A 17,191-nucleotide genomic window follows, 5' to 3' on the forward strand; every position below is an offset into this window, starting at 1 on the left:
CCATGAACAAGACTGTAAATATTAACTTAGGCGGAATGTTCTTTCATATTGATGAAGATGCATACCTAAAAATGACGCGTTATTTTGACGCTATAAAACGTTCTCTTTCTAAATCATCAGGACAAGAAGAAATCATCAAGGATATTGAAATGCGTGTTTCGGAATTATTAACCGAAAAACAAAAAAGCGACAAACATGTAATTAGTTTGAAAGATGTAGATGAAGTTATTGCTGTGATGGGCCAACCTGAAGATTATATAATCGAAGAAGACAACCACACTTCACAAACCTATAATGCTGACTCCAAAAGAATCAAAAAGCTTTACCGAGATACTGAAAACGGAATGATTGGTGGTGTTCTTGCAGGATTGGGACATTATTTTGGAATAGACAAAGTTTGGCTTCGTATTTTTCTTTTGTTAATGGTTTTTGTATTTGGATCTGGTGTTTTAGCGTATATTATTCTGTGGATTGTAATGCCAGAAGCAATAACAACTGCTGAAAAACTGGAAATGAGAGGCGAGCCGGTTACCATTTCAAACATCGAAAAAAAAGTAAGAGAAGAGTTTGAAAATGTTTCTGATAAAATAAAAAATGCAGATTACGACAAATATGGCAATCAAATTAAAACGGGTGCCAATAAAATAGGAAGTTCTTTAGGTGATTTTATAATGAACGTTTTCAAAATTTTCGCAAAATTCCTTGGAGTAATTTTGATTATTGCAGGAATTGCAACTTTATTTTCATTACTTATAGCTGTTTTTACTTTAGGTTCTTCAGACTTTATTGATGTGCCATGGAGAGGTTTTATTGAAGCGGGGAATTTTACTGATTATCCAATCTGGTCTTTTGGACTATTGATGTTCTTTGCTGTTGGAATTCCGTTCTTTTTCTTGACTCTTTTAGGTTTTAAATTACTGTCTCCAACTATCAAGTCTATAGGAAACATTGCAAAATACACGTTATTGGCACTTTGGATAATTGCCATAGCCATTCTAATTTCAATTGGAATCAAACAAGCATCTGAAGTGGCATTTGAAGGAAAAACAGTAAAAAAAGAAACTATTAATTTGATGCCAAATGATACCTTATCTATAAAATTCAGATACAATGATTATTACACTAAGGACATTAATGACAGGGAAACCTTCAAGTTTGTACAAGACTCGGCAAACATTGAATTAATTTATTCAAATAATGTAAGATTGCAAATTTTACATACTGATGAGAAATTACCATTCATTCAGATTGAGAAAATGGCAAGAGGAAAATCATTCCAAGCTGCTAAACTAAGAGCCGAAAAAATAAAATATGCAATTAAAATTGAAGGCAATCATTTAATTCTAGATAATTATTTATTGACTGAAGTAAGCAATAAATTTCGTGATCAGGAAGTGGAAATTTTCTTATATTTACCGGAAGGTACGCTATTGAAACCAGATTCTTCTGTTCAAGATTATGACAGGTCTGATGATTCATTCTTTAATCTACATTACAGTTCTGACAACTATGTATACAAAGTACTAGGCTCAAAAGTAAAATGTTTGAATTGTCCTGCCGATGAAAATGAATTTGATGATGTCGATACAGAAAATGATAGCACACAAACATCAGTTATAATTAATGAAGATGGTGTTACTGTAAAAGGAGATACGATCAGCAATTCGAAAAAAGATTTTAAAGAATTAAAAATAAACAAAGACGGTATTATCATTAAAACCAAATAGCCATGATAAAAATCATCACAATGATCACTAAATTTATTATTGTAACCCTAACAGCCTTACTATTTGCCTCCTGTAACTTTTCAGCAAATATGAAATCAATAAGAGGAAATGGTCATGTTACAACTGAAAAGAGAATTGTAATGGGAGATTTCAAAAGTGTAGAAGTCAGCAATGCCATAGATCTTGTCATTGAACAATCTGACAAAACGGAAATCACTGTTGTAGCTGATGACAATTTGCAAAAAGAAATCACCACTAAAGTTGAAAATGGTGTACTTATAATCGCCTGTGACTATAATTCTTTTATCAATATTAAATCAAAAAAAGTAACCGTTAAAATGCCTCTTATCGATAAACTAGAAGCCTCCAGTAGTGCAACGATTAAAAGTACTAGTACACTTAAAGGTGAAAACATTAGCTTGGAAGCTTCGAGCGCAGGTTCTATAAGTGTAAATTTAGAAGCCGACTCCGTAATATGCGAAACAAGTAGCGGTAGTACAATTACAGTTAGTGGAAAAGCATTAAAACTGGAAACAACATCTTCCAGCGGAAGCGAAATTGATGCAAAAGGTTTACTGGCAAATGATATAACTGCCAACTCATCCAGCGGAAGTTCTATTACCGTTCATCCCTTAATAAGTTTGAATGCAAAAGCGTCAAGTGGATCTGATATCAATTATGATATTGTTCCAAAAAAAATCAGTACAGAAGAAAGTTCAGGAAGCAGCATCAGTAAAACATAAGCGTTTCTTTTCGACAAAAACAAACTAAATCATTCATCAAAAGTGGATGATTTTTTTATATTTGTAAAACACTAATCAAAAATGAAAATGAAAAACCACATCGCTATATTCCTACTCGTTTTGTCTACGACTCTAACTTTGGCACAGAAAAAAGATAAATTAAAAGGTTCGAGAATTGTAACTATTGAAAATAAGGATGTTGGAAATTTCCAAGCGTTAGAAGTAGAAGATAACGTTGAAGTAAACTTAGAGCGCGGAGAAAAAAATAGTATAAAAATTGAAGCTGACGATAATCTTCATGATATTATTTCTTTTGATTTAAGAGACAACACACTTCGCATTTACACTACAAAAGAAGCCGTAAATTATAAAAAACTAATTGTAAGGGTAACCTATAACAGTGATTTGACTCTTGTGACTTCAAAAAATGAGGCAACTATAAATGCAATAGAAGAAATTCAGTTGGAAGAAATCACTTTTAAAACCTTCGATTATGCCAAGCTTTTTTTGAACGTCAATACTAAAAAATTCATTTTAGAAGCAGATGATAAATCGAAAACAGAACTCAATCTAAGATCAGAGAACACGACTATACAATTAAGTAAAAATGCAACATTGAAATCTTTGCTCACCACTTTTGATTTAAAAGTTGATTTGTATCAAAAATCTAATTTAACCCTAGAAGGTAACGCAACAAAAGCAATAATTCGATTAGATAATAATTCGACTTTAACCGGAAATAAACTAATTGTAAAAGATGCCGAAATAATTACGGAAAGTTATACAAACTGCAGCCTGTTTGTAGAGGCAAACGTCATTATTGATGCAGCCGATAAATCAGAAATACATCTTTTGGGATCTCCAAAAATAGAAATGCGACAATTTAGCGAAGAAGCAAAACTATTCAAAAAAATAAAATAAAAGATCCTCCCCCCAACCCCTCCGAAGGAGGGGAGACAAACTGGAGTCAAATAATTACTCTAAAATAAGTATAAACGAAACCCCCATCAGCATTGTGCTGATGGGGGTTTGAATTTAAAACAAGATTGAAAAATCTTCGAATGAACTATTATTTACAAATAAACTTAACGTCCATTTATTCTTTAGAGGCTAAATATCTTTCTGCATCCAGCGCAGCCATACAGCCTGTTCCGGCAGCAGTTATCGCTTGACGATATACGTGATCTGCGGCATCACCGGCAACAAAAACACCACCTACGTTCGTTTTTGAAGTTCCTGGTGTATTAATTATATAACCTGTTTCATCTAAAGTGATGAACTCTGTAAAAATATCTGTATTTGGTTTGTGTCCAATGGCTACAAAGAAACCAGTTGCTTCTATATCGAAAGTTTCACCCGTTGTTTTATTTAATGCTTTTACACCTGTAACTACTTGTTCATCTCCTAAAACTTCAACGGTATCATGATTCATTAATATGGTTATGTTCTCTGTTTTGCGAACGCGCTCTTCCATAATTTTTGAAGCCCTGAATTTTTCGCTACGCACTAACATCGTTACTTTTTTACAAAGTTTTGACAAATAATGTGCTTCCTCACAAGCGGAATCCCCTGCTCCAACTATTACAACTTCTTGGTTTCTATAGAAAAATCCATCACAAACCGCACAGGCAGAAACGCCACCGCCCATTTTTAAATAATGTTGTTCTGATGGCAAACCTAAATATTTAGCAGAAGCACCAGTAGAAATAATTACCGTTTCACAATGCAATTCTTTAGTGCCATTGATCCATACTTTATGAATATCTCCTGAGAAATCAACTTTAGTAGCCCAACCGTCACGTACGTCAGTACCAAAGCGTTGCGCTTGTGCTTGCAGTTGAACCATCATCTCCGGTCCGGTTACACCATCGACATATCCTGGGAAATTTTCTACTTCGTTAGTTGTAGTTAATTGGCCTCCTGGTTGGATTCCTTGATATAATACTGGATTCATATTAGCTCTGGCTGCATAAATAGCAGCAGTATAACCTGCTGGCCCAGAACCTATAATAAGACATTTAATTTTTTCGATTGTATCAGACATAGTAAGGTATATTATAATTTTTTAACAGCACAAAAATAAGCCATAATTACTGTATTATAGAACCTGAATAATCAGTTTTTGTTATTCTACAATAAAAAAAATCCCTTCTGTTGAGACAGAAAGGATTTTTAGTCGGGGTGGCAGGATTCGAACCTGCGGCCTCCTGCTCCCAAAGCAGGCGCGATAACCGAGCTACGCTACACCCCGAAAGCGGGTGCAAATATAGTACTATTTTTGGCTTATCCAAAACTATTTCAGAAATAAGGACTAAATTTATTTGATGTGAAAATCTAAAATAAATTTGTTTTTCCATAGCATTATCCAGCCACAAGTCACCTTGCCCAAATGTGGCAGAGGAAAGCTTCGCAGAGCTAAAAGCTAATTTTTCCCTGACAGAAAAGAGCGACCAAAGGAAGCTCCTTTTATGGCAATAGAAAAAAGGGTGAAGCTCAAGCCCCGAAGTATCGGGATTGAAACGAACAGCTGGAATAGCTCCAAAAAACGACCTCAATTAAAAAAATGCGAATAGGCCAAATAGCAAGGAATCAAGCTTTAACAAATGTTAACAAAATAGATTTTTAGAAACCATAAATAATTGTATTTTTACGGTTCAAAATTTAGAAAAATAAATGGGCAAAATCATTGCGATTGCTAATCAAAAAGGTGGAGTTGGAAAGACTACAACGTCTGTAAATCTTGCTGCTTCATTAGGTGTTTTAGAAAAAAGAGTTTTACTAATAGATGCAGATCCTCAAGCAAATGCAAGCTCTGGCTTAGGTATTGATGTAGAAAACGTTGAGATAGGAACTTATCAAATTTTAGAACACAGTCATACCCCGAAAGAGGCCATCATAAAATGTTCTGCTCCAAATGTAGACATTATCCCATCTCATATTGATCTTGTTGCCATTGAAATCGAATTAGTCGACAAAGAAAACAGGGAATATATGCTAAAAAAAGCATTGGAAAGCGTTAAAGATGACTATGATTTTATTATAATAGATTGCGCACCATCACTTGGATTGTTAACGTTAAACGCGTTGACTGCCGCCGACTCTGTAATCATCCCAATTCAATGTGAATATTTTGCTTTGGAAGGTTTAGGGAAGTTATTGAATACAATAAAAAGTATCCAAAAAATCCATAATGCCGATTTAGATATCGAAGGTTTATTATTAACGATGTTCGACTCTAGATTGCGATTATCAAATCAAGTGGTAGAAGAGGTTCAAAAACACTTTAACGATATGGTTTTTGATACAATTATTCAAAGAAATGTAAAATTGAGCGAAGCACCTAGTTTTGGCGAAAGCATTATAAACTACGATGCAACAAGTAAGGGAGCTACAAATTACCTGCATTTGGCTCAAGAAGTTATAAAGAAAAACAGTAAATAGTTTTATGGCAAAAGCAATAAAAAAACAAGCCTTAGGAAGAGGATTATCTGCGTTATTGAAAGATCCGGAGAACGATATAAAATCCGTTAATGATAAAAATGCCGATAAAGTTGTAGGAAATATTATTGAGCTTGAAATAGATGCTATAGAAATAAATCCGTTTCAACCGAGAAGTAATTTCAATGAAGAATCATTGAGAGAATTAGCAACTTCTATCAAGGAATTAGGCGTTATTCAGCCTATTACAGTTCGAAAATTAGACTTTAATAAATACCAGTTAATTTCCGGAGAACGTCGTCTTCGTGCGTCTACTCTTGTGGGATTGAAAACAGTTCCTGCTTATATTCGTATTGCAAATGATAACGAATCATTGGTTATGGCATTAGTTGAAAATATTCAACGTCATGATTTAGATCCGATAGAAATTGCACTTTCATACCAACGATTGATTGACGAAATTCAATTGACTCAAGAACAAATGAGTGAACGTGTGGGTAAAAAACGATCTACAATTGCTAATTATTTGAGACTTTTAAAATTAGATCCGATCATCCAAACCGGAATTCGGGATGGTTTTATCAGCATGGGCCATGGTCGTGCGATAATTAATATTGAAGACCAAGATATTCAAACGGATATTTATCAAAAAATCGTAAGTCAGAATCTCTCAGTTCGTGATACGGAGTCATTAGTTAAAAATTATCAAGAAAGTTTAAAACCTAAACCTGCCGGTAAAGCTAAAGCAGCATCGTTTGAAATTGCTGATTCACACAAAAGCACTTTTGCGAATTACTTTGGTACCAAAGTCGATGTAAAAGTAGCTGGAAACGGTAAAGGAAAAATCACTATTCCATTCCATTCCGAAGAAGACTTCAATCGAATCATTAAACTAATAAACGAGTAGTGTATAAAATCATTTTCATCGCTTTATTCCTTTTTATAGTAGGAAATACTACTGTTTTTGCACAAACGGAAACAGAAGCGGTGTTGGTCGCAAAAGACACTTTGAAATCGAATAACATAGATCCTTTGACACCGGCCAAAGCTGCATTTTATTCGGCTGTTTTGCCTGGATTGGGGCAAGCATACAACAAAAAATATTGGAAAATACCACTTGTTTATGGAGCCATTGGAACCAGTCTTTATTTTTATATTGACAATAATAAAAAATACCATCAATATAGAGATGCCTATAAACGAAGGTTAGAAGGATATACGGATGATAATTATACGTATCTGGACAATACGAGATTGATTGCCGGTCAGAAATTTTATCAACGAAATCGTGATTTATCGGCTTTAGTAACTTTAGCCTTCTATGCATTAAATATCATTGACGCAAATGTTGATGCTGCTCTACTACAATTTAATGTAGATGAGAACCTGTCAGTACGACCTATTATTTATCCCAACGATGTAACATTTAAGACTAATGTTGGTCTAACACTTAATTACAATTTTTAGAAAGTAAAAAAACCAAGATTTATTTACTTTCTGATTTTTTTAATCACAAATAACACACAAATGAAAATTGCACTTTTAGGATACGGAAAAATGGGTCAGGTAATTGAAAGGATTGCATTGGAAAGAGGTCATGAAATTGTTTTGAAAAAAGATGAATTCAACACTTATGATGGACTTTCAGAAGCAGATGTTGCCATCGATTTTAGCGTTCCAACTGCTGCTGTGAGCAACATTTCAAATTGTTTCCATGCAAATGTTCCGGTAATTTCAGGGACAACTGGCTGGTTAGAACATTACGATGAAATGTTGGCGTTGTGCAAAGAAAAAAACGGAGGGTTTATCTCCAGCTCGAATTTTAGTTTAGGCGTAAATATTTTCTTTGAACTCAATGAATATTTAGCTAAAATAATGTCAAAATTCGATAGCTATAGTATTGATATGGAAGAAATCCATCATACTCAAAAACTGGACGCACCAAGTGGAACAGCCATTTCCTTAGCAAAAGGAGTTATCGAGAATAGTTCCTACACTAATTGGACTCTTGAAAAGCCGGAAGCAAATCAGATTCATATCGAAACCAAAAGAATTGGTACAGTTCCCGGAACGCATACTGTAACTTATAATTCGGCAGTGGATGCAATAGAAATCAAACATACAGCGCACAATCGTGAAGGTTTTGCACTAGGTGCTGTAATTGCAGCCGAATGGATTGTAGGCAAACACGGTGTTTTTACAATGAAAGACGTATTAGATTTAGATAGTTAGATTTTTAAAAATCATAAAACTTTCTAAATTTCGAATAAACAAATAAACGATTAACCAAATAAACATATTATGACACTATATCAATGGTTTGTATTTTTCCTGCTTGTACAAATAGTTCACTTTTTGGGGACATGGAAATTATATGAAAGTGCCGGCAGAAAACGTTGGGAAGCAGCCATTCCAGTATATAATGCAATTGTTTTAATGAAGATTATTGGTCGTCCGACCTGGTGGACCGTATTGCTGTTCATTCCAATTGTAAACCTGATTATGTTTCCTGTTATTTGGATTGAAACCTTAAGAAGTTTTGGAAAAAAATCTAGTTTAGATACTTTTTTAGGAATAATAACTTTTGGGTTCTATATCTATTACATCAATTATACCCAAAAACTAGATTACATAGCTGACCGAAGTTTGCAACCTGAGAACAAAACAGCCGACACAATTAGCTCATTGCTTTTTGCTGTCATCGTAGCTACTTTAGTGCACACCTATTTTATACAACCTTACACGATCCCCACCTCTTCACTGGAGAAATCTTTGTTAATTGGTGACTTTTTATTTGTGAGCAAAATGAATTATGGAGCCAGAGTTCCTATGACAACCGTGGCTTTGCCAATGGTACATGATTCAATTCCTTTGACTAAAAGAAAATCGTATTTAAACTGGCCTCAATTACCTTACTTGAGATTACCTGGTTTTCAAACTATTGACAGAACAGATATAGTCGTTTTCAACTGGCCTGTAGATACTGTTTATAAGTTTTTTGATACTTCAAAAAGACATGTATTGAAACCTGTAGATAAAAAATCCAATTATGTAAAAAGATGTGTTGGAGTTCCTGGCGATAGCTTATCTATAAAAGATGGAATTGTTTATATCGATGGCAAAATATTGGTTATGCCGGAACGAGCTAAACCTCAATATTCGTATGCGGTAGCTTTAGATGGAAAAACACCTATCGATTTTGAATATTTAATAAAAGATTTAAACATAACAGACGAAGCTGGTTTTAAAAGCGAACTAAGAGATACTTTATTCTTAAAAGCACTTACTGCAGCTGGAGCCGAACGATTAAAAAATGTTCCCGGAATAGTATCTGTTACAAGACAAATCGCTAAAGGAGTTGAAACTGGAATATTCCCTCATATCAACAAATGGAATCGTGATAATTTTGGTCCAATTTATATTCCACAAAAAGGAAAAACTGTTGCTTTAACAACAGAGACTTTGCCGTTTTATAAAAGGATTATCACTGAATATGAAAAGAATGATAACGTTGAAAAAAATGATCTAAAAGTTATAGGCAATGAAATAAGACTGAACGGAGCACTTGTTAAGAGTTACACCTTCAAACAAAATTATTACTGGATGATGGGAGACAACCGTCACAACTCAGAGGATAGCCGTTATTGGGGCTATGTACCCGAGGATCATATTGTAGGGAAACCTATATTTATCTGGATGAGTTGGGACACTAATGGAAAAGGTCTAAACAAAATCCGTTGGGATAGAGTTTTTACAACTGTTAGCGGGGAAGGACAACCACAATCGTATTTTAAATTATTTCTACTTGGTTTAGTTGCTTTCTTTGTTGGAGAATATTTTTGGAAAAAAAGAAAAGAGAAGAAAGATTAATTCGGTTATTCGTTAATTTGGTTATTTGATCGCATAGACTGAAACAATATCTTAGTCATTAGATAAATATGGAATTTATGTTTCAAATAACTTAGTAATTTACTTAACAAATCACCAAATAAAATGTACACTTATTCATTTGAGAAACTAGAGGTTTGGAATGAAGCAAAAGAGTTTGCTAAATCAATTTATATATTGACTTCAACTTTTCCTGATTCAGAGAAATTTGGATTAATTTCACAATTAAGAAGAGCATCAGTTTCCATATGTTCAAATATTGCCGAAGGTTCTGCAAGAAATTCATATAAAGACAAGGCGCACTTCACAACAATGGCTTTTAGTTCAGCCATTGAAGTCTTAAATCAGTTGATATTATCTTTTGAGTTAAATATTATTATTGAAGATGATTATTTAAAATTAAGGCAAGATATTGAAAGTGTAACAAACAAATTAAATGGTCTTCGAAATTATCAAATAGACAAATCAACGGAAAAAAACAAATAACCAAATTAACGAATAACCAAATGGACATTCTACTCCATCCTACCTATTTCCCTTCGATAAGTCATTTTGCTGCTCTTGCGCAATCAGAAAACACATTGTTTGAGATAGAGGATAATTTTCAGAAACAAACCAATCGCAACAGAACATATATCTATAGTCCCAACGGGATTCAGCTTTTGAATATTCCAGTGAAGCATTCTAAAGAAAGTCACCAAAAAACAAAAGACATTCAAATAGAAACTGATTTTGATTGGCAAAAACAGCATTTCAAATCACTGGAAGCGGCTTACCGAAGTTCGCCCTTCTTTGAATTTTTTGAAGATGACCTTCGTCCAATTTTCGAAAAAAAATACAATTTCTTATTGGATTTAAATTTGGAAACTTTAGAAATTGTATCTAAATGTTTACGAATGAAATTGGAATATACCACGACAACCGAATACTTTCATGAAGTCGATCCGAATGAATATGAAGATTTTAGAGCTTTAGTAAACGGAAAAAAAGATTCTTCTTCATTTGAAAGTTATACTCAGGTCTTTGACGATAAATACGGTTTTATCAATAATCTTAGCGTTCTTGATTTGTTATTTAATGAAGGAAAATATGCTTTAGGTTATTTAAAGAAACAAGAACTGATTATAAAATAGGGTTCCGAAATCATTCTCCTTCAAATGACATTCTGGCCATAACAGGAAAATGATCTGAATTTATAAAGTCAGGAAAACTTTCGAATTTTTTAATTTTCATTCTGTCATCTGCAAAAATATAATCAATTCTTGCAGGATAATATTTAAATTTATAGGTAACTCCAAATCCTTTACCAGCTTCTTCAAAGCTATCTTGCAGTTTCCCTTTTATGCTCCTGTAAACATAGGAAAAAGCACTGTTATTCATGTCTCCACAGATTATTATAGGATACTGACACTTATTCTTATGTTCCATGAACTTCTCTGCTTGTTCCTGTTGCTCTTTGAAAGCAACACTAATTCTTTTGAACATCATTTGGGATTTATCCTGATTAATTACCTCAATATTTTCATTGATTTCATTAACATCAGGAGATATTTTTAAGGACTGCAAATGCATATTATATACCCTAATTATATCTTTTCCTTTTTTAATATCAGCAAAAATGATATCATTAGTGGTGTTCGCAAAAACTATACTTCCTTGGTCAATAATGGGAAATTTAGAAAAAATAGCCTGTCCTGTTTTTACATTATTACCATCCGTAAAAATATATCGATGTGGATAGACTTTAAAATCTATATTAGCCGAAGAGGAATATTCCTGTATGCATAAAATATCCGGGTTTTTCTCATTTACAAAAGCTAAAATCTCAGTAGGAACATCGTCCCTATCAATCCATTTGAATACATTGAAAAGGTGAACATTATAACTCATTACTGTAAAATCATTTTCCGCTACAGGCAAATCATTCGAAGAAAATTTATAAAATTTATTTATAAAAGTGATTCCGATCAGAAGTACCAAACCAGACAAAATCATTCTCTTTTTAAATTGTAAGAACCAATAAACAAAGAAAAGCCCATTCATTATAAAAAAGAATGGCATAAATAGGGTTAAAACAGCTAAAAACGGAAAAGTTTTAGGTGCTAAAAATGGTAAAACATAAGCTATAAATGTTAATACAATTAGAACTATATTCAAAAAAAACATTACTTTATTGAACCACGAGAGGTTTTTCATTTATTTTATTTTTTTCTTCATACTGCAACTGAAAACTACCAACTTACTTCCCTGCTTTGAATAAAAATTCTTTCTCTTCTTTTGTCAAACTATCATAACCAGACTGACTAATTTTATCTAAAATTTCGTCAATTTGTTGTTGTGCTTTGTCTTTTTTTATGATTCTGGAAACACTTTTTTCAACAGGCCTGCTGTAATTTTTATGTACCTTTTTGAATGGTGTGGAAGGAGATTTGGTAAAAATATTTGCAAAAAAATCTAAAACACGTGATATTATTTTACTTAAATCAATTCCATTTTCAAGCAATTTAATAAAAATAAAACCAAATAATGCTCCTGAAAGGTGAGAAATATGGCCGCCAGTATTTTCCAGTCTAAATTGCATTAGATCCAGTAAAACAATTACAAAGGTGATATGCCATAGTTTTACGTTACCAATAAGTAACAATCGAACATTCATTAGAGGATGATAAGTGGTCGCAGCAACCAAAACAGCCATAATTGCGGCAGAAGCGCCTACAATCGAAGCACTTAAATTTAAAAAATAATACCCCGCAACAAAAGCGATCCCTGCAAATATACCACTCAATATATAAAGTCCCAAAAATTGTTTAGGAGTAAAAAAAGTCAAAAACAAAGAGCTTGAAAAATTAAGGACCATCATATTGAAAAACAAATGCCAAAAACCATCATGAAAAAAAGAATACGTTAGGAAAGTCCAAGGTTTAAAAATAAAATTAGAAGGCTCTGAAGAAAGAGCAATCCAAGAAGGAAAATCAAACGCTCCTAACTTAAATTGATAGAAAAAAATTAATGAAATCAGAAAACAGGATACGTTCCAATAAATTAACCTTTGGGCAATTCCACCTAATTTATACTGTAATTTCAAGTCATCAATAATACTCATTGTCTATTTTTTCGGTTAAGAATTCTGTTTCGTAAATATATAAAATTCTATTTTCAATTTATTATCCCTCATCGGACTATCTAAAATTCGCAAACTTTGTTATCTCCAACACGGTGATATCTCAATTAATTCCAACGATTTTGATTGAACTGATTTCTCTTCCAATACCACATTATGATAAAACCAAATAAAGCACCACCAACGTGTGCAAAATGAGCTATTCCTCCACCTCCGAAAATTGATTTGCCGGAAATTCCTAAATAAAGATCCACTAAAACTAAACCTGGCACAAAAAACTTTGCTTTTATCGGAATCGGAATAAACATCAATGCCAATTCGGCATTTGGAAACATAAAAGCAAAAGCAACTATCACTCCATAAATAGCTCCGGAAGCACCAACTGCAGTTCCTAGATAAGCACTTGTGAAATTTTGCAAGTCAGAAACTGATAAGATTTCCTGCCATCTCGTATCGATTTTACCTTCGTTCAAAATTTGCAAGATCTGAGTTTTTTGAAATCCATTTGCTAACAGCGTATTCAAACTATCCTGAAAATAATAGTAATTTACTCCTGTATGCAACAGTGCAGCACCTAAACCGCAAGATATATAAAAAAACAAGAATTTTTTACTACCCCACATTTGTTCCAAGGCAGAACCAAACGAGTATAAGGCAAACATATTGAAAAATATATGCATCAATCCTCCATGCATGAACATATGAGTAAGCGGTTGCCAATATTGAAAACTGGAATTTTCAGGAAAATACAACGCTAGAAACTTATAGGTCACATCCCCCAAAGCCAATGTTCCAACATAGAATAAAATATTAATAATGATTAATTGCTTAACCGTTTCCGTTACGTTTCTCATACTGCAAATTTTTTGTCTAAATCTTCCACACGCATTGTGATGAAAGTGGGTTTATAAAATGGTGAAACATTGGGGTCCTTGCAGGCAAAAAGCCCGTTTACCAAATTTTCCTGTTCTTTTTCTGTAAGATGGGTTCCTGTTTTAACGGCTAAACTTTTAGCCATTGACTTAGCAATCGTGTCATTTTGACTGAAACTGCTTTCTGGAATTCCATCTTGTAAATCACTTAATAATTGTTCCAAAACAATTGACACTTCACTCTCTGTAACATTCACAGGAATTCCTGAAATGACGATGTGGTCTTTATTTGTTTCTTCAAAAACAAAACCAGTATTCATCAGTGATAATTGTAACTCCCCAATGAGCTCCATTTCGCTTGATGAAAAAAACAAGTTCAAAGGAAACAATAACTGTTGGCTCGACGCCTGCAAAACGGTCATATTTACAAGAAATTGTTCGTACAAAACACGCTGATGCGCCCTTTGTTGATCTACAATTACCATCCCAGATTTTATAGAAGAAACAATATATTTTTTATGAATTTGATAGGTTTTATGTACCGCATGATCCACTTCTTCATCATTGAATAAAGAAGAGGTGACTTCATCATTTTCGAAAGTGATACTACCAATTTCGTCCGTATCTTGTTTTAAACCTACATATAAACTTTCCCAGTTTGCTGTTGGTTCCGGCTTTTTATAATTGGAATAATGCTTGTTGGGTTTATCGTCAGAAAACGGATTGAAATTACCGTCTACTTGAATGGTTGGTGTTGCGCCCTCTAAGTCTTTGTAATGATAAGGTGTATCTAAATTTGAATCCCGTTCAAAATCCAAAACTGGCGCTACATTAAACTGACCCAAACTATGTTTTATCGAAGCTCTTAAAATAGCATATAACGCATGCTCGTCATCAAACTTAATCTCCGTTTTTGTGGGATGAATATTGATATCAATTGTATTGGGAGGTACTGATAAATATAAAAAATAACTCGGTTGTGTGCCATCTTTCAAAATTCCGTCATAAGCAGCCATAACAGCATGATGCAAATAACCGCTTTTAATAAACCGATCGTTAACAAAGAAAAATTGTTCCCCACGATTCTTTTTGGCAAATTCAGGTTTGCTGACAAAACCTTGAATACTGACTATTTCCGTTTCTTCCTGAACGGGCACTAATTTCTCATTGGTTTTACCAGAAAAAACATTGACAATCCTTTGTCTTAAAGTGGAAGGAGGCAAATTGAACATTTCGCTACCGTTGTGATAAAAGGTAAAATGTATTTTTGGGTGGGCCAAAGCCACGCGTTGAAACTCATCAATAACATGACGATATTCCACCGTATCCGACTTTAGAAAATTACGACGTGCAGGAATATTAAAAAATAAATTTTTGACCGCAAATGAAGTCCCTTTTGGCAAAACCGCTACCTCTTGTGATACAAACTTACTGCCTTCAATGACTATATGCGTCCCTAACTCCTCTTGATCCTGTTTGGTTTTCATTTCCATGTGTGCAATAGCCGCAATTGAGGCTAATGCTTCGCCACGAAAACCTTTGGTATGCAAAGAAAATAAATCTTCGGCCTGACGAATTTTGGAAGTGGCATGCCGCTCAAAACACAAACGTGCATCTGTGACAGACATGCCTAAACCATTGTCAATAACCTGAACCAATGCCTTTCCTGCATCTTTAATAATTAATTTTATATCCGTTGCTCTTGCATCTACAGCATTTTCGAGCAATTCTTTGACCACAGAAGCGGGTCTTTGAACGACTTCTCCAGCAGCAATTTGGTTGGCAACATGATCAGGAAGTAATTGAATGATACTCGACATTAAAAAATTTAGGTTTAAAGTTTAAGGTTTAAAGTTTTTAAAACCAAGAGCTACAAATTTAATGAATTTCTGTTGGGTTTTATTATTAATCACAGACTAAAATAGCGAGGATTTACTAAACCATTCAAGTGGTTGATAAACAACGATATAAAGTGTTAATTTTGAAATTTTTTAACGAAATTCTATAATCCTTTTACAGGTTTAAAACTTAAATTTGTTATATCAAAGAAGTTAACCATTAAAAACAACAATTATGAAAACGACCAATGAAAAACAAGAAAATGCAAAAGTGGAATCCAAAAAAGGAGCTGTAAAAGCAAAACCAGATGCAGCACAAGGTTTGAGAGATTTTTTTGAAGATGGATTAAAAGACATCTTTTGGGCAGAGCATGCGTTGACGAAAGCCTTACCAAAAATGGCAAAAAATGCTACTTCGTCAAAACTGATACATGCCTTCGAACACCATTTAAAAGAAACAGAGGAACATGTTAATCGTTTAGAAAAAATATTTGAATCTTTAGGCCTAAAAGCAGTTGGTAAAAAATGTGATGCTATGGAAGGATTACTGAAAGAAGCCGATGGTATTATGGAAGAAACACAAATAGGAGTTGTACGCGATGCAGCAATTATTGCCGCAGCACAAAAAGTAGAACACTATGAAATTGCTACCTATGGTACATTACATGCTTATGCAGTAACACTGGTAGAAAATAAAGCTTCAACTTTATTGGCGAAAACTCTCGAAGAAGAGAAAAAAGCTGATGTATCATTAACAGAAATTGCTCTGTCTGATATTAATCTTGAAGCAGCTCATGCACATGAATAATTCCTTTGGCTAAATCATTATCATTTATAATCATCGTAATACATTTTTGTATACCGAGAAACTATTAAAAAATTCTTTAATAGTTCAATGAAGAAAACCTACTCAAATCAAGTAGGTTTTCTTTATAATTTAAGATAATGAAAAAATATTATTTTTTATTCCTTTAACTCTAAAGGCGTCCCTTCTTCTATTTGAATAGCTCCCGAAGACAATAAATGTTGATTGTCGATTTGATGTGACAACGAAGCTTGTTGGCGAATATAGGCCATTTTTATGGCTGCAATAGCCGCTTCAGTACCTTTATTACCATGAATTCCCCCACTTCTATCAATAGATTGTTGCATGGTATTATCAGTCAAAACACAAAAAATAACAGGAATATCTGTTTGAACATTCAAGTCTTTTATTCCTTGAGTCACCCCTTCGCATACAAAATCAAAATGTTTCGTTTGCCCTTGAATCACACATCCAATAGCAATAACGGCATCAACATTCTGCGTTTGTAACATTTTCTTTGATCCATATATAAGTTCGAAACTTCCAGGAACATTCCAGCGAATAATATGCTGGGCCGGCACTTGGTTTTCCAAAAGGGCTTCTATAGCACCTTTATAAAGTCCTTCAGTTATAGAATCATTCCATTCTGAAACAACAATCCCAAAGCGAAAATTTTTCGCGTTTGGGATTGAATTTTTATCGTACTCGGATAAGTTTTTATTTACGGTAGCCATATTTTTTAGTTTTCAGTACTCAGTG

Annotated in this window: 17 protein-coding genes and 1 tRNA gene; 11 read left to right on the forward strand and 7 right to left on the reverse strand. The window is 33.6% G+C overall.

The genetic code is table 11. The features are described from left to right. Window positions 1-2 precede the first annotated feature (2 nt). From ACFX5F_RS06715 to ACFX5F_RS06725, 3 genes are all read left to right on the forward strand, one after another. Complete coding sequence (locus ACFX5F_RS06715; protein WP_379851132.1) at window positions 3-1,727, forward strand: PspC domain-containing protein; 1,725 nt, start codon at window positions 3-5, stop codon at window positions 1,725-1,727. Between the two features lie 2 nt (window positions 1,728-1,729). Continuing rightward, window positions 1,730-2,470, forward strand: coding sequence for a head GIN domain-containing protein (locus tag ACFX5F_RS06720; protein ID WP_073210144.1), 741 nt, complete (start codon window positions 1,730-1,732; stop codon window positions 2,468-2,470). A gap of 87 nt (window positions 2,471-2,557) precedes the next feature. Next, the gene (locus ACFX5F_RS06725) at window positions 2,558-3,391 is read left to right on the forward strand and encodes a GIN domain-containing protein (protein ID WP_379851134.1); all 834 of its coding nucleotides are present in this window, start codon (window positions 2,558-2,560) and stop codon (window positions 3,389-3,391) included. A 175-nt stretch (window positions 3,392-3,566) separates the two neighbouring features. Here ACFX5F_RS06725 and trxB read toward each other — a convergent pair whose 3' ends face one another. Then, window positions 3,567-4,514: a thioredoxin-disulfide reductase gene (gene trxB / locus ACFX5F_RS06730; RefSeq protein ID WP_379851136.1), complete on the reverse strand. Its 948-nt coding sequence runs from the start codon at window positions 4,512-4,514 to the stop codon at window positions 3,567-3,569. A 132-nt stretch (window positions 4,515-4,646) separates the two neighbouring features. Further along, window positions 4,647-4,721, reverse strand: a tRNA-Pro gene (locus ACFX5F_RS06735). Between the two features lie 422 nt (window positions 4,722-5,143). Between ACFX5F_RS06735 and ACFX5F_RS06740 the strand changes: the two genes are divergently transcribed. The 7 genes from ACFX5F_RS06740 (at window position 5,144) to ACFX5F_RS06770 (ending at window position 10,929) form a co-directional block, all read left to right on the forward strand. Next, window positions 5,144-5,911 (forward strand): ParA family protein, encoded by a 768-nt coding sequence (locus ACFX5F_RS06740; RefSeq protein WP_379851138.1) that lies wholly within the window; start codon window positions 5,144-5,146, stop codon window positions 5,909-5,911. Between the two features lie 4 nt (window positions 5,912-5,915). Then, complete coding sequence (locus ACFX5F_RS06745) at window positions 5,916-6,815, forward strand: ParB/RepB/Spo0J family partition protein (RefSeq protein WP_379851140.1); 900 nt, start codon at window positions 5,916-5,918, stop codon at window positions 6,813-6,815. Beyond that, window positions 6,815-7,375 (forward strand): DUF5683 domain-containing protein, encoded by a 561-nt coding sequence (locus tag ACFX5F_RS06750; protein WP_379851142.1) that lies wholly within the window; start codon window positions 6,815-6,817, stop codon window positions 7,373-7,375. Before ACFX5F_RS06745 ends, ACFX5F_RS06750 begins: the two co-directional genes overlap by 1 nt. A gap of 60 nt (window positions 7,376-7,435) precedes the next feature. Beyond that, on the forward strand, window positions 7,436-8,140 hold the full coding sequence (gene dapB / locus ACFX5F_RS06755) for a 4-hydroxy-tetrahydrodipicolinate reductase (protein ID WP_379851144.1): 705 nt from the start codon (window positions 7,436-7,438) through the stop codon (window positions 8,138-8,140). Window positions 8,141-8,209: 69 nt separating this feature from the next. Beyond that, window positions 8,210-9,778 carry a signal peptidase I gene (gene lepB / locus ACFX5F_RS06760; protein ID WP_379851146.1) on the forward strand — a complete coding sequence of 523 codons (1,569 nt, stop codon included), beginning with the start codon at window positions 8,210-8,212 and terminating at the stop codon, window positions 9,776-9,778. Window positions 9,779-9,901: 123 nt separating this feature from the next. Then, the gene (locus ACFX5F_RS06765) at window positions 9,902-10,282 is read left to right on the forward strand and encodes a four helix bundle protein (protein WP_379851148.1); all 381 of its coding nucleotides are present in this window, start codon (window positions 9,902-9,904) and stop codon (window positions 10,280-10,282) included. Window positions 10,283-10,302: 20 nt separating this feature from the next. Then, window positions 10,303-10,929, forward strand: coding sequence for a WbqC family protein (locus tag ACFX5F_RS06770; RefSeq protein ID WP_379851150.1), 627 nt, complete (start codon window positions 10,303-10,305; stop codon window positions 10,927-10,929). Window positions 10,930-10,939: 10 nt separating this feature from the next. Here ACFX5F_RS06770 and ACFX5F_RS06775 read toward each other — a convergent pair whose 3' ends face one another. The 4 genes from ACFX5F_RS06775 to mutL form a co-directional block, all read right to left on the reverse strand. Continuing rightward, on the reverse strand, window positions 10,940-11,992 hold the full coding sequence (locus ACFX5F_RS06775) for an endonuclease/exonuclease/phosphatase family protein (RefSeq protein ID WP_379851152.1): 1,053 nt from the start codon (window positions 11,990-11,992) through the stop codon (window positions 10,940-10,942). A 43-nt stretch (window positions 11,993-12,035) separates the two neighbouring features. After that, window positions 12,036-12,899: a rhomboid family intramembrane serine protease gene (locus ACFX5F_RS06780; protein WP_379851154.1), complete on the reverse strand. Its 864-nt coding sequence runs from the start codon at window positions 12,897-12,899 to the stop codon at window positions 12,036-12,038. Window positions 12,900-13,024: 125 nt separating this feature from the next. Then, window positions 13,025-13,771: a rhomboid family intramembrane serine protease gene (locus ACFX5F_RS06785; protein WP_379851156.1), complete on the reverse strand. Its 747-nt coding sequence runs from the start codon at window positions 13,769-13,771 to the stop codon at window positions 13,025-13,027. Further along, window positions 13,768-15,609 (reverse strand): DNA mismatch repair endonuclease MutL, encoded by a 1,842-nt coding sequence (mutL, locus tag ACFX5F_RS06790; protein WP_379851158.1) that lies wholly within the window; start codon window positions 15,607-15,609, stop codon window positions 13,768-13,770. Before mutL ends, ACFX5F_RS06785 begins: the two co-directional genes overlap by 4 nt. Before the next feature lie 253 nt (window positions 15,610-15,862). Here mutL and ACFX5F_RS06795 point away from each other — a divergent pair, with 253 nt between their 5' ends. Further along, window positions 15,863-16,435 (forward strand): YciE/YciF ferroxidase family protein, encoded by a 573-nt coding sequence (locus ACFX5F_RS06795; protein WP_379851160.1) that lies wholly within the window; start codon window positions 15,863-15,865, stop codon window positions 16,433-16,435. A 155-nt stretch (window positions 16,436-16,590) separates the two neighbouring features. Here ACFX5F_RS06795 and ribH read toward each other — a convergent pair whose 3' ends face one another. Then, window positions 16,591-17,166: a 6,7-dimethyl-8-ribityllumazine synthase gene (gene ribH, locus ACFX5F_RS06800; RefSeq protein WP_073210121.1), complete on the reverse strand. Its 576-nt coding sequence runs from the start codon at window positions 17,164-17,166 to the stop codon at window positions 16,591-16,593. Window positions 17,167-17,191: the final 25 nt, after the last annotated feature.

This window comes from Flavobacterium zhoui, assembly GCF_042787235.1.
In the GTDB taxonomy this organism is placed as follows: domain Bacteria; phylum Bacteroidota; class Bacteroidia; order Flavobacteriales; family Flavobacteriaceae; genus Flavobacterium; species Flavobacterium zhoui.

What these genes read in the sequence shown, in the direction of transcription:
- ACFX5F_RS06715 (WP_379851132.1), top strand. Translation starts at nt 3, where the DNA reads ATGAACAAGACTGTAAATATTAACTTAGGCGGAATGTTCTTTCATATT.
- ACFX5F_RS06720 (WP_073210144.1), top strand. Translation starts at nt 1,730, where the DNA reads ATGATAAAAATCATCACAATGATCACTAAATTTATTATTGTAACCCTA.
- ACFX5F_RS06725 (WP_379851134.1), top strand. Translation starts at nt 2,558, where the DNA reads ATGAAAAACCACATCGCTATATTCCTACTCGTTTTGTCTACGACTCTA.
- trxB (WP_379851136.1), bottom strand. Translation starts at nt 4,514, where the DNA reads ATGTCTGATACAATCGAAAAAATTAAATGTCTTATTATAGGTTCTGGG.
- ACFX5F_RS06740 (WP_379851138.1), top strand. Translation starts at nt 5,144, where the DNA reads ATGGGCAAAATCATTGCGATTGCTAATCAAAAAGGTGGAGTTGGAAAG.
- ACFX5F_RS06745 (WP_379851140.1), top strand. Translation starts at nt 5,916, where the DNA reads ATGGCAAAAGCAATAAAAAAACAAGCCTTAGGAAGAGGATTATCTGCG.
- dapB (WP_379851144.1), top strand. Translation starts at nt 7,436, where the DNA reads ATGAAAATTGCACTTTTAGGATACGGAAAAATGGGTCAGGTAATTGAA.
- lepB (WP_379851146.1), top strand. Translation starts at nt 8,210, where the DNA reads ATGACACTATATCAATGGTTTGTATTTTTCCTGCTTGTACAAATAGTT.
- ACFX5F_RS06765 (WP_379851148.1), top strand. Translation starts at nt 9,902, where the DNA reads ATGTACACTTATTCATTTGAGAAACTAGAGGTTTGGAATGAAGCAAAA.
- ACFX5F_RS06770 (WP_379851150.1), top strand. Translation starts at nt 10,303, where the DNA reads ATGGACATTCTACTCCATCCTACCTATTTCCCTTCGATAAGTCATTTT.
- ACFX5F_RS06775 (WP_379851152.1), bottom strand. Translation starts at nt 11,992, where the DNA reads ATGAAAAACCTCTCGTGGTTCAATAAAGTAATGTTTTTTTTGAATATA.
- ACFX5F_RS06780 (WP_379851154.1), bottom strand. Translation starts at nt 12,899, where the DNA reads ATGAGTATTATTGATGACTTGAAATTACAGTATAAATTAGGTGGAATT.
- ACFX5F_RS06785 (WP_379851156.1), bottom strand. Translation starts at nt 13,771, where the DNA reads ATGAGAAACGTAACGGAAACGGTTAAGCAATTAATCATTATTAATATT.
- mutL (WP_379851158.1), bottom strand. Translation starts at nt 15,609, where the DNA reads ATGTCGAGTATCATTCAATTACTTCCTGATCATGTTGCCAACCAAATT.
- ACFX5F_RS06795 (WP_379851160.1), top strand. Translation starts at nt 15,863, where the DNA reads ATGAAAACGACCAATGAAAAACAAGAAAATGCAAAAGTGGAATCCAAA.
- ribH (WP_073210121.1), bottom strand. Translation starts at nt 17,166, where the DNA reads ATGGCTACCGTAAATAAAAACTTATCCGAGTACGATAAAAATTCAATC.